Raw genomic sequence first — 19411 nt, 5'->3', positions numbered from 1 at the left:
CAATGGGAGGCGTTCGTGACGGTGTCGGAGAATGGTGAGTGGCCGGTGGCCGCCCTGAACCTGACGTCGTCGACCGCGGGTGGGCTCGCGGTGGTCGAGGTGGACGGGATTCTCGACGCGACGACGAGGGAGCAGTTCGCCGACTTCCTCTCGGACGTCGTGGCCTCGCACGGGCCTGACCTGGTCCTCGACCTGTCGGCCGTGACGTTCATGGACTCCAGGGCGCTGGGCCTGATCGTGCACCACTGGCAGACCAGCACGTCGGCGGGCGCCAGATTCGCGCTCGTGGGGGTGCGCTACTCCCCGTCCAAGGTCATGTGGATCACCGGGCTCGCGCAGCGCCTGCCGCTCTACGAGACCCTCGACGAGGCCATGGCCGCGCTGGGCTGAACCAGCCCTCAGCGCTGCTTGCGCTGGTGCTCCTCGACGAGCAGACGGGCGAGGTCGGCGACCTTGACCTGGTGGTGCTGGGAGACGCGGCGCAGCTCCTCGAAGGCCGCCTCCGAGCTGCATCCGCTCGACTTCATGATGATGCCCTTGGCCTGGTCGATGATCGCCCTGCCGGCGAGCGCCTCCTGCATCTGGGCGGCGTCGGTGCGGACCTCGTCGAAGTCCCACATGTTGGCCATGGCCACCCCGACCTGCTCGCTCAGCATCTCCGCCAGCGGGGCGGCCGCCTGGGCGGTGAAGGCTCCCGGCCGCACGCCGTACAGGCCGACCACGAGCAGCACAGGGGCGACCTCTATCGGCAGCAGGAGCACCGAGCGCACACCCCACCTGGTGGCCAGGCCGGAGTAGCGGGCCCAGCGCCGGTCGCGCAGCACGTCGCCGATCACGACACGCTGCCGCGTGTTGCGCGCCTCGATGGAGGGTCCCTCGCCGATCTCGCGCTCACCCTCGACCAGCATGATCAGCTCGCTGTGCGAGCCGGACACCAGTACTCTGTCGTCGCGCCACAGCTCAGCCGAGCCGCCTGAGCAGCCTGGAACGCCCCTGGCCAGGGTGGTCGTGAGGCCCCGAAGTACGCTTTCACTCGAAGTGTCCTCACCCACCCGCCCGAGCGTCGCAAGATCTCGTGCCAGCACAGAGGTGATCATTCTAGCCATGGCGAATCCCTTCCCAATCAGCCTAGATTAAACAGGTGACCGAACCCATCGGCCTGACCGCGCTCGAACACGCCCTCGACGAACTGATCGGGCGCGTGTCATCTCTGCGCGCCACCAGAACCGCCTACCCCGGTGAGCTGGCGCAGACACTCGACGCCGCGCTGGCCGAGCTCGACACCGCCACCGACCTGCTGGCCGCGGCCAAGGCCGAGCTGAGCAGGGGGCAGCGCCGCCAGGGCGGCAAGCAGGGCGGCGGCTCCCAGCGCGAGCTGAAGCTGCTGCGCCAGGTGTTCAGGATGTTCCCCGTCCCCGTGATCGTGCTCGACGGCGGCGGCGTCATCAGGCGGATCAACAGCGAGACCTCCAGGCTGCTGGGCAGCCCCGACGGCTTCCTGGTCGGGCGTTCGTTCCCGCTTCTGGTGGACGTGCCGAGGCGCGCCGCCTTCCGTTCGCACCTGACGCGGGTACTGCAGACCGGGCAGAACGCCGCCTTCGAGACCAGGCTGACCCACCAGGGCCGCACGCACGTGGCGCAGCTGTCGCTGACCAGGCTGACCATGCCGGGCGAGGCCCAGCACATGGTGGCCGCGGTGGTGCTGCCGATACAGGTGCAGCTGCCCGAGCCCGGCTCCAGCCGTCCCGAGCTGTCCGACGCGTCGTTGCTGATGATGGCGGCCAAGCGGCAGGAGCTGCTGTCGCGCATGGCGGCGCTGCTGCTGGACGAGGAGAGCCTGCGCAGGCCCGTGGCGCTGCCCAGGACGGCCAGGCTGCTGGCCGGCGAGTGGGCCGACTGGGTGATCGGCGACGTGGTGCGCGACGGGCTGCCGCGCAGGTCGGTGGTGGTGGGGCCCAAGGACCAGCCGATCGGCGAGCTGGTCAGGCTGGTGGAGCGGGCCGATCCCGCCGCCGGCCCCGTGGTCGCGCAGGTGCTCGACCAGGGCTCGGGCGTCGTGCACGAGATGGTCGAGGACGAGTCGCTGCTCGGCTCCTCCCTCGAGGGGCCGTTGCTGACCGCGATGGGCGCCGGGTCTCTGGTGTGCGTGCCCATCGGGGCCGAGGGGTCGATCAGGGGGGCGCTGACGCTGGTGCGCTCACACGACCGCCCGCCGTACACGCTGGCCGATCTGGGGCTGCTGCAGGAGATCGGGGCGCACCTCGGGCTGGCGCTGTCGGCACAGGACCGCTTCCATGACCGCTCGCAGGCCGCGGAGGCGCTGACGGCCAGCGTGGTGCCGCGCGCACTGCCCAACATCCCTGGCTTCGAGGCCGCGGCGATCTACCACCAGGGCGCCTCGGTGGGCGCGGAGTTCTACGACGTCTTCCCCGTGAAGGGCGGATGGGGATTCTCTCTGGGCGGCGCCGTCGGCTCGGGCGAGGAGGCGGCCTCGGTGAGCGCCATGGTGCGCGGAGGGCTGCGCGTGCTGAGCGTCTGGGAGGACGATCCCGACCAGGCGATGCGCAAGGTCAACGAGGCTCTGGTCGCGCAGCGCTCAGGCATGTTCGTGATGGCCGTCGCCGGGTACGTGAGGGGCAGGCGCATCCGCCTGAGCTCGGCAGGACACCATCCGGCCGCGCTCGTGCAGCAGGACGGAAGCGTGCGCTTCGCCTCCGGAGGCGGAGTGCCGCTGGGCATCGCGGACGGGGCGGAGACCGCGGTGGAGGAGATCGAGCTGGCAGCCGGCCAGACACTGGTCTTCTACTCGGAGGGGCTCATCTCCTCGCGGGGCGAGCACGGCGAGCCCTACGGGGAGGAACGGCTGGCCGACGTGCTGGCGCGCAGCGTCGAGCAGACGCCCGCGACGGTCGTCAAGACCATCGAGGAGGACAGGCACGGCTTTGCCGGGGGACGGATCTGGGACGAGATCGTGGTGCTCGCCCTGAAGGTTGCCTGAGCGCGCGAGGTTTACTTTCTCGCGGCTCTGGGGTATTCCTATGGGGTAGTTCGAGTGCCTAAGACGCAGGCACACCTGAAGGATGTTTTCCCTCCCAGGGGTGTGCCATGCATATTGCTATCGTCGCTTCCGACAAGCGCCGCACTCATATCCTCGCCGTCGCCCGTGAGCTGGGCCGCGAGCACCGAGTCACCATCTACAGCCGACGCGACGGCGCCGACCTGAAGGCCAGGACCAAGCTGAGCCAGGGCGTCACCGTCGAGACCATAGACGCCGGCCCCGCCGAAGACCTTCCTGCGGACCAGGTCGCGCCGTTCCTGCCCGACGTCGGCGCCTATCTGATGAGCCGCTGGCAGCACGACAAGCCCGATGTCATCCACGCCCACTCGTGGACCGGCGGCCTCGCGGCCGTGGCCGGTGCCAAGGGGCTGGGCGTGCCGGTCATCCAGACCTTCCACCACAGCTTCGGCACCGTCCTGTCGGCCCAAACGCTCAAGCTGGAGCAGGTGCTCGGCCGCAGGGCCGACGCCGTCGTCGCGGGGTGCGGCGACGAGGAGTCCGAGCTGATCAGGATGGGCGTGCCGCGCAACCACATCGCGGTCGTGCCGTACGGGGTGGACGTCGAGCGCTTCCGCCGCCAGGGCGCGGCGGCCGCGCGCGGCACCCGCAAGCGGCTGCTGCACGTCGGCCCGCTCTCCGTCGACAGGGGCGCGCCCACAGTGGTCCGCGCTCTCGCGGCAGTCCCCGACGCCGAGTTGGTCGTGGCCGGAGGGCCGCCCGCCGACGGGCTGTCCGACGACCGCGACGCCAGGCGCCTGCTGAACCTCGCCGAGCAGGCGGGGGTGGCCGACAGGATCACGGTGCTCGGCCAGGTGCCGAAGGCGTCGGTGGCCAAGCTCATGCGCAGCGCCGACCTGGTGATGTCGCTGCCGCGCGAGGCCCCGGCCGGCACGGTCGCGCTGGAGGCCATGGCCTGCGGCGTGCCGGTCATCGCCTCGGCCGTCGGCGCGCACCTCGACTCGGTCGTCGACGGCGTGACCGGACTGCTGGTCCCGCCGGACCGTCCCGCCCAGACCGCCAGGCTCGTCCGCGAACTGCTCGCCGACCCGACCAGGCGCACCGCCATCGGCTACGCAGGCGCCGACAGGGCCAAGTCTCGCTACTCGTGGGAGCGCGTCAGCCAGGAGTTGCTGAGGGTTTACGAATCTCTATAAGGTCCAGTGCATGCTTATCCATCCCTGGGATGCAGGCTCGCACGAGGACTCCCTCGCCTTCGTTCGTGACCACCAGTTCGGCACCCTGATCGCGGCAGGCTGCGACAGGGACGTGCCGGTGGTGGTCCCCACCCAGTTCCTCCTCGCCGACGACAGCACGGTACTTCTGCACCTGGCCAGGCCCAACCCGGTCTGGAAGGCCATCGAAGAGAACCCGAGAGTCGTGCTGTCGGTGACGGGGCCGTGGACCTACATCAGGGGCGAGTGGCGAGCCGAGCCGGGCACGGACCCGGCGCTGGGGGTGCCGACGACCTACTACTCCGCCGTGCAGCTGATCTGCACGGCGGAGATCGTCACCGACGACGAAGGCAAGCTGGACGTGCTGAGACGGCAACTGGCCGACCTCGAGCCCACTCTGGGCGACCCCGCGAAGATGTCCAGGCTGCTGTCAGGCATCAGGGGCCTGCGGCTCGCGGTCGACGAGGTGCGCGGGAAGTTCAAGTACGACGGGCACAAGAGCGAAGAACACCGCGAGAGGGTCCAAAGGGCCGTTACCAAAGCGAAATCTGTGCTTTCCTGAGACCCATGTCGATTCCTGGTTATCTCGTGGCGGCGTCGCTCCTCGTGACACCCGCCCCGTCAGGGCCCTTCCAGCCGGTCTTCACCGAGAGCTTCGACTCGCTCAGCACCAGCAGGTGGATGATCTACGACTCCCCCGGCGCCGAGACGAACCCCCGCACAGGCAAGGCCACCTCCGTCTCCGGAGGCGTGCTCAGGCTGAAGGGCGGCTTCTACGGCGGCAAGGACCTGTCCGGCGGCATCGCCACCCGCATGTCGCAGGAGTACGGCCGGTGGGAGGTCAGGTTCAAGGCCGAGCGCGGCGCCGGATACACGCCGGTGGCGCTGCTGTGGCCCGACCGGCAGAGCGACGGCGAGTACGCCGAGATCGACTTCGCCGAGATCATCGACCCGAAGCGCCAGGGCGGCGGCATCTTCGTCCACGCGGGCAGGCAGCGGGCGCAGAAGCAGCTGCGCGCCGACTTCACCCAGTGGCACACGGTGGCCGTCGACTGGCTGCCCGGACGGCTGACGTTCTGGCTCGACGGGGAGAAGGTGTGGGACTACAGGGGCCCGCACGTGCCCGACGGCCGCAGGATGGGCCTGGCCCTGCAGAACGACGTCGTCTGCAACGAGTGGTCGCCGTGCAGGAACTCCTCCACGCCCGACACCGTGTCGATGTACGTCGACTGGGTGAAGGTCTACCGCTTCACGGGAGCAACCTGACCGCTTTGAGCCCGAGGTGGGCGGCGAGCCTGTCGTCGCCGTCGGACAGGTCGAGGCCGGTCAGGCGCTCGGCCTTGCCGAGGCGGTAGTAGAGGGTCTGGCGGTGGATGCCCAGCTCCGCCGCCGCCTTCTGGGCGTGGCCCCCGAGGTCGAGGTAGGTCTCCACGGTGTGCGCCAGCTCGCCGTCGAGCGGCGCGGTCTCCTCGGCCAGCTCGCGCAGGTCGGCCGTGCCGAGCCTGGCCAGCAGCCGGTGCACGCCGAGCTCTGCCCACCTGGCGACCGGGTGGAAGCGAGGGAAGTGCTCGGCGATCCGCAGCGCGTGCCGCGCCTCGCGCCAGCTCTGCCAGGCGTCGGCGGGCTCCTGTCTGGGGGCGCCGAGGCCGGCCGCGGTGCCGTACGTGGCCTGGAGCTGGCCGGCGATCTCGCCGGCCAGGTGCGCGGGCGCCAGCACCGCGACGGGCTGGCCCGCGCGGGCCAGCACCCCGCGCGGCAGTGTCCAGAGCGCGGCCACCCGCTCGGCCGACTCCCGTACGGCTATCGCCGTCACGGGCCCCGTGAGGTCGAGCGCCGCTCCCGCCCGCTCCTCTGGGTCGGCCGACAGCAGCACGGCCAGCTCCCTGCCCAGGTCGTGGCGGCTGCGCGCCTCCTGGGCCAGCAGCGAGGCGGCCCTGGCGATCAACGGGCGGATGCGCTCGAGCGCGGCGTCGGCGAGCTCGCCCAGCAGCCACAGGTATCCGTAGGTCACCCCCGTGTGCCTGAGCGGCACGCATACCCTGGCCATGAGCGTCTCGCTGGCCGGGATGTGGACGGGACCCTCCGCCCTGGCGATGCCGAAGCGCTCGAAGTAGTCGCGTACCTCGCTGCTGGCGCGCCTGCGCAGGATGGACTCCTGGCGGACCGTGTCGATGTCGCCGTGCTGCGCGCCGTAGGCGAGCAGCCGGAAGGAGCGGTCCTCCAGCGTCGCGGAGACCCCGAGCAGGCGGGCGGTCTCGTCGACGATGTCCTGTAGGTCATCGGTCTTGTGCATGTGTATGACAGCCTGCCACACCGCGCGTTACGGACGTCAATGGGTCCAGCCTGAGCAGGGGTTTTAGCCTGTAAGCATGCTGGGTCAACTTCTCCTCGCCGGATCACGGAGCAGGCTCGTACGCCGCTCGGTGTCCGGGCTGCCGCTCACCAGAAAGGTCGTCGACCGGTTCGTCGCCGGCGAGACCGTCTCCGAGGCAGGCGCGGCCGTCCAGCGGCTGGTCGACGGCGGCCTGACCGTCACCATCGACCATCTGGGCGAGGAGACGCGCGACGCGGGCGCCGCCGCCGCGACCGCCAAGGCCTACATCACCCTGCTGGAGGAGCTGCGCTCGCTGAGCCTCGGCACGCGCGCCGAGGTGTCGGTGAAGCTGTCGGCGGTCGGGCAGGAGCTGAGCGACTCGATGGCGCTCGACCACGCCCGCGAGATCTGCGAGGCCGCCGCGCTCAACGGGTCCACGGTCACCCTCGACATGGAGGACCACACCACGGTCGACTCCACGCTCGGGATCCTGCGCTCGCTGCGTGAGGACTTCCCCTCCACCGGCGTCGCGATCCAGTCCTACCTGTTCCGCAGCGAGGCCGACTGCAAGGACCTGTCCACCTCCGGCAGCAGGGTACGTCTGGTCAAGGGCGCCTACCGCGAGCCGGCCTCGGTGGCCCACCAGTCCAAGGCCGAGGTCGACAGAGCCTACGTGCGATGCCTGCGGATCCTCATGGCGGGGAAGGGTTACCCCATGGTGGCCACCCACGATGACCGGCTCATCGCGATCACCGAGCTTCTCGCCGACCGCTTCTCGCGCTCGATCGGCGACTACGAGTACCAGATGCTCTACGGCATCAGGACCGACAAACAGGAAGCCCTCGCGGGCGCCGGTCACACGGTCCGCGTCTACGTGCCCTACGGCGACGACTGGTACGGCTACTTCATGCGACGCCTGGCCGAGCGCCCCGCCAACGTCGCCTTCTTCCTTCGTGCCCTTGGGGGTAAGTGATCATGGATGCGATCAGCAACGTCCCGACCCCGGCCAACGAGCCGGTGTACGGCTACGCGCCCGGCAGCGCTGAGCGCGCCACGCTGGAGAACCGGATCAAGGAGCTGGCCGGGTCCTCCATCGACCTGACCATGACGATCGGCGGCGTGGAGAAGATGGGCGGCGGTGCGGCGATCAACGTCGTGCAGCCGCACAACAAGGCCTCCGTCCTGGGCCGTACCAACGACGCTACGGCTCAGGACGTGCAGGACGCGATCTCCTCCGCGCTGGAGGCGGCGCCCATGTGGCGCGCGCTCTCCTTCGACGAGCGGGCGGCGATCTTCCTCAAGGCCGCCGACCTGCTGGCCGGGCCCTGGCGGGCCACGCTGAACGCGGCCACGATGCTCGGCCAGTCCAAGTCGGCGCAGCAGGCCGAGATCGACGCGGCCTGCGAGCTGATCGACTTCCTGCGCTTCAACGTCGCCTACGCCCGCCAGCTCTACTCCGACCAGCCGGTGTCCTCGCCCGGGGTGTGGAACCGCATGGAGTACCGCCCGCTCGAGGGCTTCGTGCTGGCGATCACGCCGTTCAACTTCACCGCCATCGCCGGCAACCTGCCCACCTCGGCCGCCCTCATGGGCAACGTCGTGGTGTGGAAGCCGTCGCCCACCCAGCAGTTCGCCGCGCACTTCACGATGCGGCTGCTGGAGGCGGCCGGCCTGCCGCCTGGCGTCATCAACCTGGTCACCGGCAACGGCCAGGGAGTGTCGGAGGTGGCGCTGTCGCACCCCGCGCTCGCCGGCATCCACTTCACCGGCTCCACGGCCACCTTCCAGCACCTGTGGGCCACGGTCGGCGCCAACATCTCCCGCTACCACGGCTACCCGCGCCTGGTCGGCGAGACGGGCGGCAAGGACTTCATCCTGGCCCACCCGTCGGCCGACCCCGCGGTGCTCTCGACCGCGCTGGTCCGCGGCGCCTTCGAGTACCAGGGCCAGAAGTGCTCGGCGGCCTCGCGCGCCTACATCCCGCGCTCGATCTGGTCGCTCATCAGGGACGACGTGGTCGCCACGGCCGAGTCGCTGACCATCGGCGACGTGGCCGCCGACCTGTCGACCTTCATGGGCGCCGTCATCGACGACAGGGCCTTCGCCAAGCACAAGGCGGCGATCGACAGGGCCTCCTCGCACGGCTCGCTCAACCTGCTGACCGGCTCCTACGACGACAGCGTCGGCTACTTCGTGAAGCCGACCATCGTGGTGTCGGACGACCCGACCGACGAGATCTTCGTCAAGGAGTACTTCGGGCCGATCCTCGGCGTGCACGTCTACGACGACTCACGCTACGACGCGGTGCTCGACCAGATGGAGTCGGCCTCGCCGTACGCGCTGACCGGTTCGATCATCGCGCAGGACCGCTACGCGATCTCCTCGGCGTCGGAGCGGCTGCGGTTCGCCGCGGGCAACTTCTACGTCAACGACAAGCCGACGGGCGCGGTCGTGGGGCAGCAGCCGTTCGGCGGGGCCCGGGCGTCGGGCACCAACGACAAGGCCGGCTCGATCTTCAACCTGATCCGCTGGGTGAACGCCCGCACGATCAAGGAGACGTTCGTCCCGCCGACGGACCACCGCTACCCGCACATGGGCTGACAGCCCGCAGAACGGTCGGGAGCAGCCCGACCTGAACAAGCTCGGCACTGACCGAGCTGCGCGAACAACAGCCGACGCCCCGAGATTCGCATCCGAATCCCGGGGCGTCGCCCTTTTCGCTTCGAATCCGGGGGTCGCCTTTCGCTTTGAAAGCCAGGGCGTCGCCTTTCGTTGCGAAGCCAGGGCGTCGCCTTTTGTTGCGAAGCCAGGGCGCGGCCCCGACCCACGCCGCCCTACCGCCGGCATCCAGCCCGGCCCGTACGCCGCCCGTAGCGGCACCGGCTCCGTGCATGGATCCTCTCCCGGCCTGAGCAGCAACCCCAGCTTGCCCGCCGGCAGCCGGTTCCCCTCGATCCACGCATGGCAGGCATCGTCCAGGTCCAGCCCGTTGCACGGGGCAGTTCGTGATCGCCCGCAGTCGCCGCCCAGCCCTCGCGGATCACGGTGGTGCTGCTGCGTCGCCGGCCGCCGCCCGCACGCCTCGCACACGCCCTGCCACAGGGTGTCGCCGACGTCGCGCAACCGGTTCTCGGCAGCGGTCAGTAGTCGCGGACCGTCGCGGGCAGGTCCTGGGGGCGGTGCAGGTAGATGTCGACCAGGTCGGGCACCTCGTCGAGACCCATGCGGGCCGCCTTCATGTCGTGCCGCCGGGCGGAAACAGTTTGGGCCCCAAGGAGAAGCGGCCGGCCCACAGCTCAGCGGCGCATCCGCCAGCCTACCGAGCAGCTTTCCGCGCCCCGGTGAACGCGGCTCACTCGTCGGTTGCCGCCCGCCTCTGGGGCTCCTGTGGCTAGGCTGCTCCGGCGTGACAGCTGCTACCGAAACGGTCTACCTGTGGCATGAGGCGCCCGTCCCCGACGAGCTCCCGGTCGTGCGGGTGCACGGCTACCTGATCTGCCCGGCGACGGGCCGCGTGATGATCCAGGACGTCGAGGGCGTGATGGGCCTTCCCGGCGGCCGCCCCGAGCCCGGCGACCACGACGCGGCGGCGACGTTCGTGCGGGAGGCTCTGGAGGAGAACCAGGTCCGGGCCGGCCGTGTCGCCTACCTCGGCTATCAGGAGGTTCACGAGTGCGGGCGTGAGCCGTATGCGCAGGTCCGCATGGTGGGCGTCATCGACGCCTTCGAGCCGCCGCTGCCCGACCCGGACGGCGCCGGCCACACCTGCCGCAGGCTGATGGTGCCGCTGCAGGACGCGGCCGACGTGCTCGGCTGGGGCGACCCGGCTGTGGGGCAGGCCAAGGCGGCTGCCCGGGTCGCCGCAGCCGAGTGGGGGCTGCCCGTCGACGAGCCCGCTCCGGCGGGCTACGTCGACTAGGGTCTGTCCCGTAGATCTTGGCCGCCTGACGGTCACGCTCCGATGAAGCTCACTGTTTCCGTCATTTCCGCGCGCTCGGTACGCAGCCGTGGCACGCCTTCCTTCTCGAACCCCACCGAGACACCGCAGAACAGTGCGAGCCTGTCATCGGCTCCGACTATGCGGCTGACAGTCTTGCGATACATCGTCCACATCACCTGGGGACAGCTGTGCAGCCCTTCCACCCTCAGCAACAGCATGACCGTCTGTAGGTACATCCCCGCGTCCCCCCACTGCCCGGGCCCCATCGTCCGGTCGAGGTAGCAGAACAGTACGACCGGGCGCCCCGAACGCCTCCGAGTTCAAGGCGGCGATCTTCATGGGCCTGTCGGGGTCGTCGCGCTCGATTCCCAGCGCTTCGTACCGCTGGGCAGCAGCGGCGGAAAAGCGGTCCAGATACGGCGAGGTCAGTTCTGCCGGGTACATCGGATATTCCCGCTCATCGCCCGGGTCAGCGGATACAGCGCTCCAGGGCTGGCCATCCTCGGCGCCACCGGTGGCGGGCCGGAAACTGATCTTCACACCATCGGGTGCGACTTTGTCGATCATGATCCACCGCCCAGACGCTCATCCGCCGCTCGGTGTGGGGCTTGACTCCCGCATGCCTCATCAGCAACGTCTGCCACCGATGAACCAACAGCCACTATCAACGTAACGTAATGAGACGAGAACACCGCGTCAAGGCTCGACCGCGAGCTTCTCAGAGGTGTCTTCAATCCTCGACCGTCGCGAATCACAGAACACGCGAACTCGCGACGGTCTGATTTTCCGGGCCGCCGCGCACCACTTCAACGGCCTGTCGGGAAGCCTTCTAAACCCGACACCCATTCACCGACGATCGGAGTCCCTGGTCGGACTGCAAAGATCAGCCGAGCGTGAACGTCCTGGCGCGGATACGGCGCTGGCTGGGAGGGTGGACCTCATGATGGAGGACTTGCGGGACGCCGAGCGCCGACTCCAGGCCGCGCAGCTCGCTGGAGATGTCGAGGCGCTGGATCGGCTGCTGGATGATCGGCTGATCTTTACCTTCGGTGCGAACGTTGCGACCAAGGCGGACGATCTGGAGCTGCACCGCACTCGGGCGCAGGTGGTGACGAGGGTGGCCGAGGAGGAGTTGACCGTGCTCGCCGATGGGCGCACCGGGGTGACGTGGTTTCTCGGCACCGTCGAAGGGACCGTCTCCGGTGCGCCGTTCGCGGCCAGGATGCGCTACACCCGTACTTGGCTATACGGCGAGACGCACGGCTGGCGAATCATCGCCGTGCACGCCAGCACGACCGATTGACATAGCCGACACGTTGTCCGACGACCGGCCAGCCGGATGGTCGCCGGCGAGGTTCGACCGCCTCCGGGGGGCGGGCCGACGCTGGAAGCCAGGCTATCCCGGCAAGATCAAGGACTGGATCTTGGTATCCCAGCTCCGGCCCATGCACGAAAGGATCAAAGCCAGTACTCAGAGACACCCTCTCACAGAAAGGCTGTCTCACCGATCTGGCACATGTGCCAGATCGGTGCCAAGATCGTTGATATTATGCCAAGATCGTTGAGACCCTACACGGGTATCAGAGACCGACGCCGCGCATGCACCTATCTAGGACGCACTGCCCGCCCGGAATGATGCGCTGCGCCGTCTTGCCGCGTAGCTGTCCCCGTGTGCCGTCTCGCTGGGAGTCAGCAGGATCCGTTCCACTCCCAATGGATCGGGTGAGCGCCCACAGGAGCGTGACCAGCGCGACCGACCACGCCTGCACCGTGCCGATGAACGCGGCGTACTCATGCCACGCATGCAACTCCTCGACGGTGAGAGCCGAGATGGCCAGCGCCTCCCCGACACACAAGGTGATCACTGTCACGAGGGTCAGGGTTCGCTCGATCGCTCCTTGGCGCAGTCGGTCGAAGAACCTCGCTTCAAAGCCCACAGCGATGAGCAGCAGCGGGATGATCTGACTCACCTGGGCGAAGTACTCCTGCTCCACGCTCTTCATGAGCAGGTGATCCCAGATGGTGGAAGCAGTGAACGCCGCCAGCATCCCGACCACGAGTGGTAGGACGATATGAAAGCGTTGCCACCCGTTCTTTGCTGCTGTGACGGCCTCAGCGACTTCCGCCGGCGTCATCTTGGCGCGGCGCCACCGCCCGGGACGGCGCCGGACACCGAGCACGGCCAAGGCGATGACCGCGAAGGCGAAGGTGTCGCAGACACCGAGGACCAAGTCGAGCGGGAAGCTTCTCCCGGGAAGCACCGACAAGAAGCCTGAGCCGACGGTGAGTGCTAGGCCGAGCACGGCCCATGTCCAACGCACCTTGACCCCACTCAGCATCGCCAAGACGATGATTAGGAAGGTGAGGGCGCCGTCAACCCACGGCAGGTACCCCTTGAATCCGTAGTTAGATGTCGCATCGGCGATCGCTTCGAGGAATTCCTCGGTATAGGGCCAGATGAACGTTAAGGCGAAGATCGAGACGACAGCGGCAACTTCGGATCTTCGGCCCTGCTTCTGCTTCCCGCTCGGCTGCTGCTTCGGTGCCTCGCTGCCGCCCAAGGTCTCATCCACGGGGCCTCCGACAGGTCGCGGAGCCCGAAGCCGGCCGATGGCGAACCAGGCCGCGGCCCCGATGAGCAGCGCTCCTGGGAATACCTCCCACATCGGCCTGCCTCTGGCGCCTTTCACGGGTGATGGCGTAGCTGCGGGGCGACGAGCGGGGGAAGCCATGCCCCATTCGTATGCAGATCGCCACCCAGGTGTTGCCCAATTCGCCGAGTCGTGACCATCGCCTCGCCGGGCCGGCCTACTGGGCGTCGAGCAGTAGGGCGGCCTGAATTTCGGCGAGGGCCTTGGCCAGAACGCTGCTGAGCCCGTCGGCCGAGGCGATCTCGGCTCCCAGCGCGGCCAGGCGGACATCGACGAGCAGCATGTGCAGCTCAGTGGCATCGCCCCGGCGGATCGGCTCCTCGCGGCAGTCGCCCATCGCCGCATCCCACTCGCCGCTTCTGGTGACGATGGTGTGCTCGTCGCCTACAGCCTGCGAGCACGTCGCGCGTTCGTGATCCGCAGGGCATCTGTGGTGGTTGCACGAACGAGTCGAGGACGTGGGCGGCCGCTTCGCCGATCCTTCCGCTCAGGAGGCCATGGCCTATGTCCATAGCCCCCTCCAAGGAGAACTGGAAGGCACGCGACTGGAGTCCGGCAGCTCGCCGGCGCCCGCTCAAGACGCACCACTGGGACCTTTTCGACTCCCTATAAGGCAGTGACTCCAATGTTCCGTCAAACGCACATTACCTAGGCGTTTAGGTGCCGAACTGGTAGGGCGGTATACTCCTTAATAGGCCGTCGAGTCGGCAGGGCCGCGCCGTCGGTAAGCTTCGCGGGGTGACGGTTCACGTCACGCGAGAACATGGTGACACTTCTTTCAAGAAGTCGAATATCGCCAACTCGGAAGTAGGGCATCGCCATGACAAAAGGTATGTCCAACATGGGGAAGCGTGCTTCGCATCTCACCCTATCGGCCGTACTCGTCGTGACGTCAGGTCCACCGACGACCAGCGTCGGTATCGGCGCCTCCATCCCGCCTGTGAACGGCACCATCACGAATACCGGCAGTGCGCTGACCATGCAAATCGGGCACGACTCCATCTACGGCGCACCGATTCTCGGACGCAGCTCGTCAGCCGCAGAAACTTTCACGTTCAGGCCCGCCGGCGGACCGCAAGGCTGGGACGGCACTTTCAACATCATTTCGCCACGTTCGGGCAGATGCCTCGACCTCGAGCACGCCTCCGGAGACAATGGAGTCAGGATAGTCCAACGGGACTGCAACGCCCGCGCCAGTCAATACTGGGCCCGCGAGCCCGTCACGGAAGGACAGTGTACGCCCGAGGCATTTGTCTGTCGGGGCGGCATCAGGATCCAGAATGTTCATAGCAGGAAATGCCTCGATGCGGCGAACGGGTCCTTTCCGAAGCCGCCACAGGTGGGCGCCCCCATACAGCAATGGTCGTGTTTCCGCCCCGACAGGGACGCATGGGGCGTCAACCAAATCTGGGACAACAGGCCTCGTAGATCCCTGGGGAGACCCTTTCCCAACGCCGAGGAAAAAGCAATGGTCGACCAGGTCGTCCAGGTACGGCGAGATCTGGGTAAGTGCGCCGACCCGAGCGTGCGCATCGACGCCAAGCTCAGCGCCATAGCACGCGCCCATAGCGTTGATCTTGCCAAGAATTACGCCACACTCATCGACGCCAAGGCGGGCGATTCCAATCGAGGACACTACGGCTCTGACGGATCACTGCCCGCCGATCGGATCAGGGCGGGCGGCTTCACGCCCGCGCGGAGGCCCGAGAACTGGTCCTTGGGCACCAACCAGACGCTGGCTCAGGCGATGGACAACTGGTTGTACCACGATGAGGCGGCCAACTGGGGGCATCGCGAGGCGATCCTGAACTGTGAATACAGACTGATCGGAGTGGGACGCGCCCCCGGCCACAATAACCGCGTCTACTGGACACAGAATTTCGCCCTTCGTTGACGGGAGGCTGTCAACTTCCGTCAACAAGCGTCGGTGCCGAGAGCTGCTGCACTTTGTGAAGAGCGGGATCTCGCGTCGGTGGCCGCCGCCGAACCGGCGTGTGCGGCAGGAGGCCGACTTCCGTCCTAGGCTGAATCTCCCACGTGATGGACAGGAGGCCGGGGTGGCCGAGACGACGCTGACCGAGACGATGGTGTCCGAGGTGATGGCCGAGCTGGCCGAGCTCGAGGACGCGAAGACACGGGCCGTGAATGAGAGACACGGTGACGATCACGGTGTGAACCTCAGCAAGCTGCGCGCCCTCGCGAAGCGGCTGAAGACGCAGCAGGAACTCGCGTACCGGCTCTGGGAGACGGGTGACACCGCGGCGAGACTGCTGGCGATCCTGATCTGCCGCCCGAAGGCGTTCGAGCGTGACGAGTTGGACGTCATGTTGCGCGAGGCGCGCACACCCAAGGTGCACGACTGGCTCGTGAACTACGTGGTGAAGAAGAACCCGCACTCCGAAGAGCTGCGACTGGCCTGGTCCGCCGATCCGGATCCAGTGGTCGCCAGTGCCGGCTGGGCGCTTACCACCGAACGCGTGGCGAAGAAGCCCGAGGGCCTCGACCTCGCGGGACTGCTCGACGTCATCGAGGCGGAGATGAAAGACGCCCCGGCTCGCCTGCAGTGGGCGATGAACCACTGCCTGGCTCAGATCGGAATCGAGCACGCCGAGCACCGCGCCCGTGCCATCGACATCGGTGAGCGCCTTCAGGTGCTCAAGGACTACCCGACTCCCCCAGGCTGCACATCTCCGTTCGCGCCCACCTGGATCACCGAGATGGTGCGCCGCCAGCACGACAAGTAGGAAGGTTCGCGCTCGCGCTCGTGCCGCTACTGCCGGACGAAGGACCGAAGTGGTCGGCCCCTCGCTGCGTCACTGGGTGACGCTGTACCTGCTGCCGATGGCACGGATCTGGGGCACCTCGCAGTAGGCCCTCGACCTTGCGCCGGGGGCTGTCGCCCGGGTTCCCAGAACCACTTCTGCGTTCCGCTGTTGGTCTTGTCCAGGACCCCGGCGTAGACGCAGCCAACCCCGCTTGTGCACCAAGCCTCGGCCGAGTCAGAGCCGGTGTGGGAGGTGCTCTTGCAGCCTGACGGAATAGGGTCGGCCGAGGCCACCTATTGTCTGGCGCGGTGGGGTTCTGCGCTGCAGCGGTGTTCGTCAGCCGGGGGTGAGCGCTGATGCCCCCACCATGGCGGCGCCGGCCAGGGACAGGAACAGCCTCCGTGAGTTCATGATCACGAGCTAGGCGGTCGCTGTCTGGCCCGGGTGGGTTGCCTGTTGGGTCCGCTCCCAGTGCGGATCTCACCTCAGGCATGACAGCCCTCAAGGCCGGTGGAAGCCTCCCTCTCCGCGACCGGTGGAAGCGGCCCCGGGGTCGAACACAGCCATCTCCCCCGGCGTCATGAGGCACGCCTGGCAAGCCTGACCCGACGCCAGATGGGGTAGCCGATTGCGGTAAGCGTGGTGAACAGGGGCGCGGCGTGTCCGAATACGACCTCGGCGAGTAGCCAGTCCAGTACAGGCGCCAGCAACACGAGGCAAATGACCGACCGGGGCGGCGGGGGGGACGTCAAGTCGCGCTTCCGCCCAGGGGGTGCGTTTCCATGGCTTCGCCACCGACAGCCAGCCCTGGAAGGCGATCGCCGAGGCCATGAGCGCCGTGGCGAAGAGCAGAGCGGGATCGGAGCCCCGTACGCCCTCCGCCAGGGCGGTGAGCCTCGGACTGAGGAGGAAGACGGCCGCGTAGAGCTGGGACATCGTGATGGCGAACTTGGTCAGCACCCACCAGTAGCGGAAGAAGCCCCACCTGGTCATCGCCGACAGCATGATCCCGGTCAAGATCGACGCGTTGGCCAGATGCAGGAGCACGTGGTTGTCGAGCAGATGCGCCATCTCGTATCCGTCGCGGTCGCCGGTGGCCGAGCTTGTTCGTCGCCACGTTGGGCGTGTCGTCCGGCCCGGCCGGCGCGGCGATGGCCTGGGTCTGCCCCAAGGGGAGCGTCTGCTTCTACTACGACGGGGCGGGCACCAAGCTCGCCTGCCAGACCCCGTCCAACGGCAGCCCCAAGTGCGACGGCGCGTACATCTGGGGCATCTACAACAGAGGCTGGGAGGACCCAGGCCACGACCATGCCTACGTCTCTGGCTACACGGTGGGCTCCAACACTTACACCACCGGTTGCATCCACCTTGGGCACAAAGGGGCCTTGGCGCGGGCGGTCAAGTTCAACTGGGTGATCTGGTCGGGAGAGTGCGGCACCGTCGGCGACCACTGGGAGCTGTAGAACGGCGCAACCCCGCCGCCGGCAGCTCACAATCGGCGACGCCCCGGCCCGCGCGGCGGCGGCCTGGCAGCCCGTCATCGTGTGCCGAGCTCACGCGGGGTCACCCGCTGCGCCACCGGGCCCTGCCGCCGCCGCGCGAGCCGCACACCATGCGCGTGCCGCTTTTCGTGCGGCCGACGGCCCCGGGCGGCGAGCAGAACGACCCTGGGTGCACGATCCGTGCCGGAGCCGGCGGCCGGCGTGTGCGTGCCGGAGCGGGAGGCGGACGGCGCTTCGTCGCGGTGGGCTTCGGCTCGGGGCGCTGAGGGGGTTTCACTCGGGGCAGACGAGGCTGGCGCACCGCCGGGGTGGACGCGGTCGTGGTGGGGGTCGGGGTCGGGCTGACCGTCGAGGTCAGCGCGGTCGGGGTGGGGTACGGCGAGGCCGTCCCGAACGGGGCAGAGGTGGGCGAGCGCGTCGCACCGGTGGAGGCGGTCGAGCCGGCAGGTCCGCACGAGGCGGTCAGCGCGACCGCGACGAGAAGCGCTGCCGCGCCGATGAGTCGGGGCATTCCGGAGATCCTTCCTCGGCCGGACACGTCCGCTCATCTCATCCGCCTGTGCCGGCCTCCGCTACCCGATCGGCACAGAAAGTATCCTTCCAGGCACGGAAAGTCATGGTTTGTTGCCGGATGCGGAGGCCGCACGGACGAGCCGTCCGACCGCATGACCGGCAGCTCCCCCATGGGGTCACCCGCGGTACGGCCGCCGCCCACCTCGCGAGAGGGGACCCATGTCCCGTCCGCCTCGAGGAGCTCCAATGCGGTGCCTGCCGTTCGGGGCAGCCACCCGCTCAGCGCCCGGACCGCTTGTCGCGCCCGCCTGGCCGAGCGGGGAGTTCGACGCCGGTGCGATGGGGTGTTCGCTGCGCGGCCACATAGGCCGGTTCGCGCAGCTGCCGGTGCCAGGCGGCAGGGTTCAGGCCGGGGATCGGATGCCGGATCGGGTTGAACCGCATGGGCTCGGCGACATCCTGCTGAGCCGGACCTTCGAGTTCGAGTACGCCGAAGCGCTCCCATGGCCCGGACGGCGATGCCACCACGAGATCGAACACCAGTGGTCGCTGCTCGACGGCGCGGGCGAGTCCGTGGAAGTTCGCGGGCAACGACCAGGATCGTCGGGCGACCGCGCCGAGCAGGACCGTGCCGCTGCTGGTCGCGAACGCGAACAGGGAGCCGTACATGCCCGGCGCCCACCTCGTCGCGGGCCGCAGCAGGCGGCGGCCCGCCACGGTGTGACCGGTCGTGGCCAGCAGCAGATCCGAGGTGAGCCGGGCGACAGTGGCGTCGGCCGCGGGCTGCGGCCATCGCAGGGCCAGGCCCAGGACGTCAGGGAGCGGAGCGGGCAGGCCGAGGGACCGGGACAGCCGTGCGACTCCTCGAAGTTCCGCCGGCTCGTCGAGGAAGGCGACCCCTCGGTGCTGGGGCGCCCCGTGCAGGCTGAGGGCTGCGTTGAGGACCAGCCCGTCGGGGTGCAGCGGTCGCCCGCGACGTAGCCACGCCGCCACGCCGAAGGCCGCCGCGAGCCCGGCGCTCAGAACGGTCGCCGGGTGTCCAAGCACGCGTCCCCCCTCGCCACACGCGGCAGGCGCCGCGCAAGACGGCGTCGCCTCAGCCCTGAGTCTCCTCTTGCCCCGCTACCCCGCGGTGCGCTCATGAACCCGAAGGAATGTTCTTCCCCGTGGACGCGGAAGCGGGCACCGCCGCTAACGCGGAAGCGACCACCGCCGGTGACGCGGAAGCGAGTACCGCTGGTAACAGCGCGGCTCGCCCCGGCGGACCGCCCCTCCGAGTCCACAACGTCAAGTTTGTGCACGTTTTTCCGATACGTGCTTCTTTATCCGTTTTGAGGGGAAGGGGTGAGCGGGTTCAAGGACTCGCGGGACGGATCGCGGCTCCGGCGAAGGTCGGAGTGGCGGTCGAGGTCGGCACAGGAACGGCGAGGGCGCATCATGAACGATCGAGCTCGGATAGCAATGGCTGTCGCAGCCGGGTACTACCTAGGGCGGCG

The 19411-nt window shown here is 68.5% G+C and carries 19 protein-coding genes; 12 read left to right on the top strand and 7 right to left on the bottom strand.

All coding sequences use genetic code 11. The annotated features are described in order from the left end of the window. The first annotated feature begins 15 nt into the window (after window positions 1–15). Window positions 16–390, top strand: coding sequence for an STAS domain-containing protein (locus ABFX55_RS14355; RefSeq protein ID WP_346121200.1), 375 nt, complete (start codon window positions 16–18; stop codon window positions 388–390). Window positions 391–398: 8 nt separating this feature from the next. Here the strand turns inward: ABFX55_RS14355 and ABFX55_RS14350 are convergent, their stop codons facing one another. Continuing rightward, window positions 399–1106: an ANTAR domain-containing protein gene (locus tag ABFX55_RS14350; RefSeq protein ID WP_183659439.1), complete on the bottom strand. Its 708-nt coding sequence runs from the start codon at window positions 1104–1106 to the stop codon at window positions 399–401. A gap of 35 nt (window positions 1107–1141) precedes the next feature. Here ABFX55_RS14350 and ABFX55_RS14345 point away from each other — a divergent pair, with 35 nt between their 5' ends. From ABFX55_RS14345 to ABFX55_RS14330, 4 genes are all read left to right on the top strand, one after another. Beyond that, the gene (locus tag ABFX55_RS14345) at window positions 1142–2998 is read left to right on the top strand and encodes a SpoIIE family protein phosphatase (RefSeq protein WP_346121198.1); all 1857 of its coding nucleotides are present in this window, start codon (window positions 1142–1144) and stop codon (window positions 2996–2998) included. 107 nt (window positions 2999–3105) lie between these two features. Continuing rightward, complete coding sequence (locus ABFX55_RS14340; RefSeq protein WP_346121196.1) at window positions 3106–4212, top strand: glycosyltransferase; 1107 nt, start codon at window positions 3106–3108, stop codon at window positions 4210–4212. Window positions 4213–4222: 10 nt separating this feature from the next. Beyond that, window positions 4223–4792 carry an FMN-binding negative transcriptional regulator gene (locus ABFX55_RS14335; protein ID WP_346121194.1) on the top strand — a complete coding sequence of 190 codons (570 nt, stop codon included), beginning with the start codon at window positions 4223–4225 and terminating at the stop codon, window positions 4790–4792. Between the two features lie 5 nt (window positions 4793–4797). After that, complete coding sequence (locus ABFX55_RS14330) at window positions 4798–5496, top strand: glycoside hydrolase family 16 protein (RefSeq protein ID WP_346121192.1); 699 nt, start codon at window positions 4798–4800, stop codon at window positions 5494–5496. Here ABFX55_RS14330 and ABFX55_RS14325 read toward each other — a convergent pair. Next, the gene (locus ABFX55_RS14325) at window positions 5480–6523 is read right to left on the bottom strand and encodes a PucR family transcriptional regulator (RefSeq protein ID WP_346121190.1); all 1044 of its coding nucleotides are present in this window, start codon (window positions 6521–6523) and stop codon (window positions 5480–5482) included. The genes ABFX55_RS14330 and ABFX55_RS14325 overlap by 17 nt on opposite strands. A gap of 76 nt (window positions 6524–6599) precedes the next feature. On the opposite strand from ABFX55_RS14325, the gene ABFX55_RS14320 reads away from it, so the two are divergent. The 3 genes from ABFX55_RS14320 to ABFX55_RS14310 all read left to right on the top strand — a co-directional run bounded on the left by ABFX55_RS14320 (window position 6600) and on the right by ABFX55_RS14310 (window position 10463). Further along, entirely contained in the window at window positions 6600–7517 is a 918-nt protein-coding gene (locus tag ABFX55_RS14320) for a proline dehydrogenase family protein (RefSeq protein WP_346121189.1), read from the top strand. A 2-nt stretch (window positions 7518–7519) separates the two neighbouring features. Next, window positions 7520–9145 carry an L-glutamate gamma-semialdehyde dehydrogenase gene (gene pruA / locus ABFX55_RS14315; protein ID WP_346121188.1) on the top strand — a complete coding sequence of 542 codons (1626 nt, stop codon included), beginning with the start codon at window positions 7520–7522 and terminating at the stop codon, window positions 9143–9145. A gap of 805 nt (window positions 9146–9950) precedes the next feature. Next, window positions 9951–10463: an NUDIX domain-containing protein gene (locus ABFX55_RS14310; RefSeq protein WP_346121187.1), complete on the top strand. Its 513-nt coding sequence runs from the start codon at window positions 9951–9953 to the stop codon at window positions 10461–10463. Between the two features lie 32 nt (window positions 10464–10495). Here the strand turns inward: ABFX55_RS14310 and ABFX55_RS14305 are convergent, their stop codons facing one another. Next, a complete protein-coding gene (locus tag ABFX55_RS14305) occupies window positions 10496–10750 on the bottom strand; it encodes a nitroreductase family protein (protein WP_379479118.1) in 255 nt (84 codons plus the stop codon). A 674-nt stretch (window positions 10751–11424) separates the two neighbouring features. Between ABFX55_RS14305 and ABFX55_RS14300 the strand changes: the two genes are divergently transcribed. Further along, window positions 11425–11787 (top strand): nuclear transport factor 2 family protein, encoded by a 363-nt coding sequence (locus ABFX55_RS14300; protein WP_189143089.1) that lies wholly within the window; start codon window positions 11425–11427, stop codon window positions 11785–11787. 277 nt (window positions 11788–12064) lie between these two features. Here ABFX55_RS14300 and ABFX55_RS14295 read toward each other — a convergent pair whose 3' ends face one another. Both ABFX55_RS14295 and ABFX55_RS14290 read right to left on the bottom strand, forming a co-directional pair. Continuing rightward, entirely contained in the window at window positions 12065–13057 is a 993-nt protein-coding gene (locus ABFX55_RS14295) for a hypothetical protein (protein ID WP_346121185.1), read from the bottom strand. Between the two features lie 235 nt (window positions 13058–13292). Continuing rightward, a complete protein-coding gene (locus ABFX55_RS14290; RefSeq protein ID WP_346121183.1) occupies window positions 13293–13472 on the bottom strand; it encodes a hypothetical protein in 180 nt (59 codons plus the stop codon). Window positions 13473–14075: 603 nt separating this feature from the next. On the opposite strand from ABFX55_RS14290, the gene ABFX55_RS14285 reads away from it, so the two are divergent. Continuing rightward, on the top strand, window positions 14076–15029 hold the full coding sequence (locus tag ABFX55_RS14285) for an RICIN domain-containing protein (RefSeq protein ID WP_346121182.1): 954 nt from the start codon (window positions 14076–14078) through the stop codon (window positions 15027–15029). 205 nt (window positions 15030–15234) lie between these two features. Beyond that, window positions 15235–15879 (top strand): DNA alkylation repair protein, encoded by a 645-nt coding sequence (locus tag ABFX55_RS14280; RefSeq protein WP_346121991.1) that lies wholly within the window; start codon window positions 15235–15237, stop codon window positions 15877–15879. 522 nt (window positions 15880–16401) lie between these two features. On the opposite strand, the gene ABFX55_RS14275 is transcribed toward ABFX55_RS14280, so the two are convergent. After that, window positions 16402–16971 carry a hypothetical protein gene (locus tag ABFX55_RS14275; protein ID WP_346121181.1) on the bottom strand — a complete coding sequence of 190 codons (570 nt, stop codon included), beginning with the start codon at window positions 16969–16971 and terminating at the stop codon, window positions 16402–16404. 53 nt (window positions 16972–17024) lie between these two features. Between ABFX55_RS14275 and ABFX55_RS14270 the strand changes: the two genes are divergently transcribed. Continuing rightward, window positions 17025–17363: a hypothetical protein gene (locus ABFX55_RS14270; RefSeq protein ID WP_346121179.1), complete on the top strand. Its 339-nt coding sequence runs from the start codon at window positions 17025–17027 to the stop codon at window positions 17361–17363. An 831-nt stretch (window positions 17364–18194) separates the two neighbouring features. On the opposite strand, the gene ABFX55_RS14265 is transcribed toward ABFX55_RS14270, so the two are convergent. Next, on the bottom strand, window positions 18195–18962 hold the full coding sequence (locus ABFX55_RS14265; protein WP_346121177.1) for a hypothetical protein: 768 nt from the start codon (window positions 18960–18962) through the stop codon (window positions 18195–18197). Window positions 18963–19411 lie beyond the last annotated feature (449 nt).

It is taken from the genome of Nonomuraea roseola (assembly GCF_039535395.1).
In the GTDB taxonomy this organism is placed as follows: Bacteria; Actinomycetota; Actinomycetes; order Streptosporangiales; family Streptosporangiaceae; genus Nonomuraea; species Nonomuraea roseola.
Note: the sequence above shows the minus strand (reverse complement) of the source record. Positions and strands in the feature narration are given on the sequence as shown.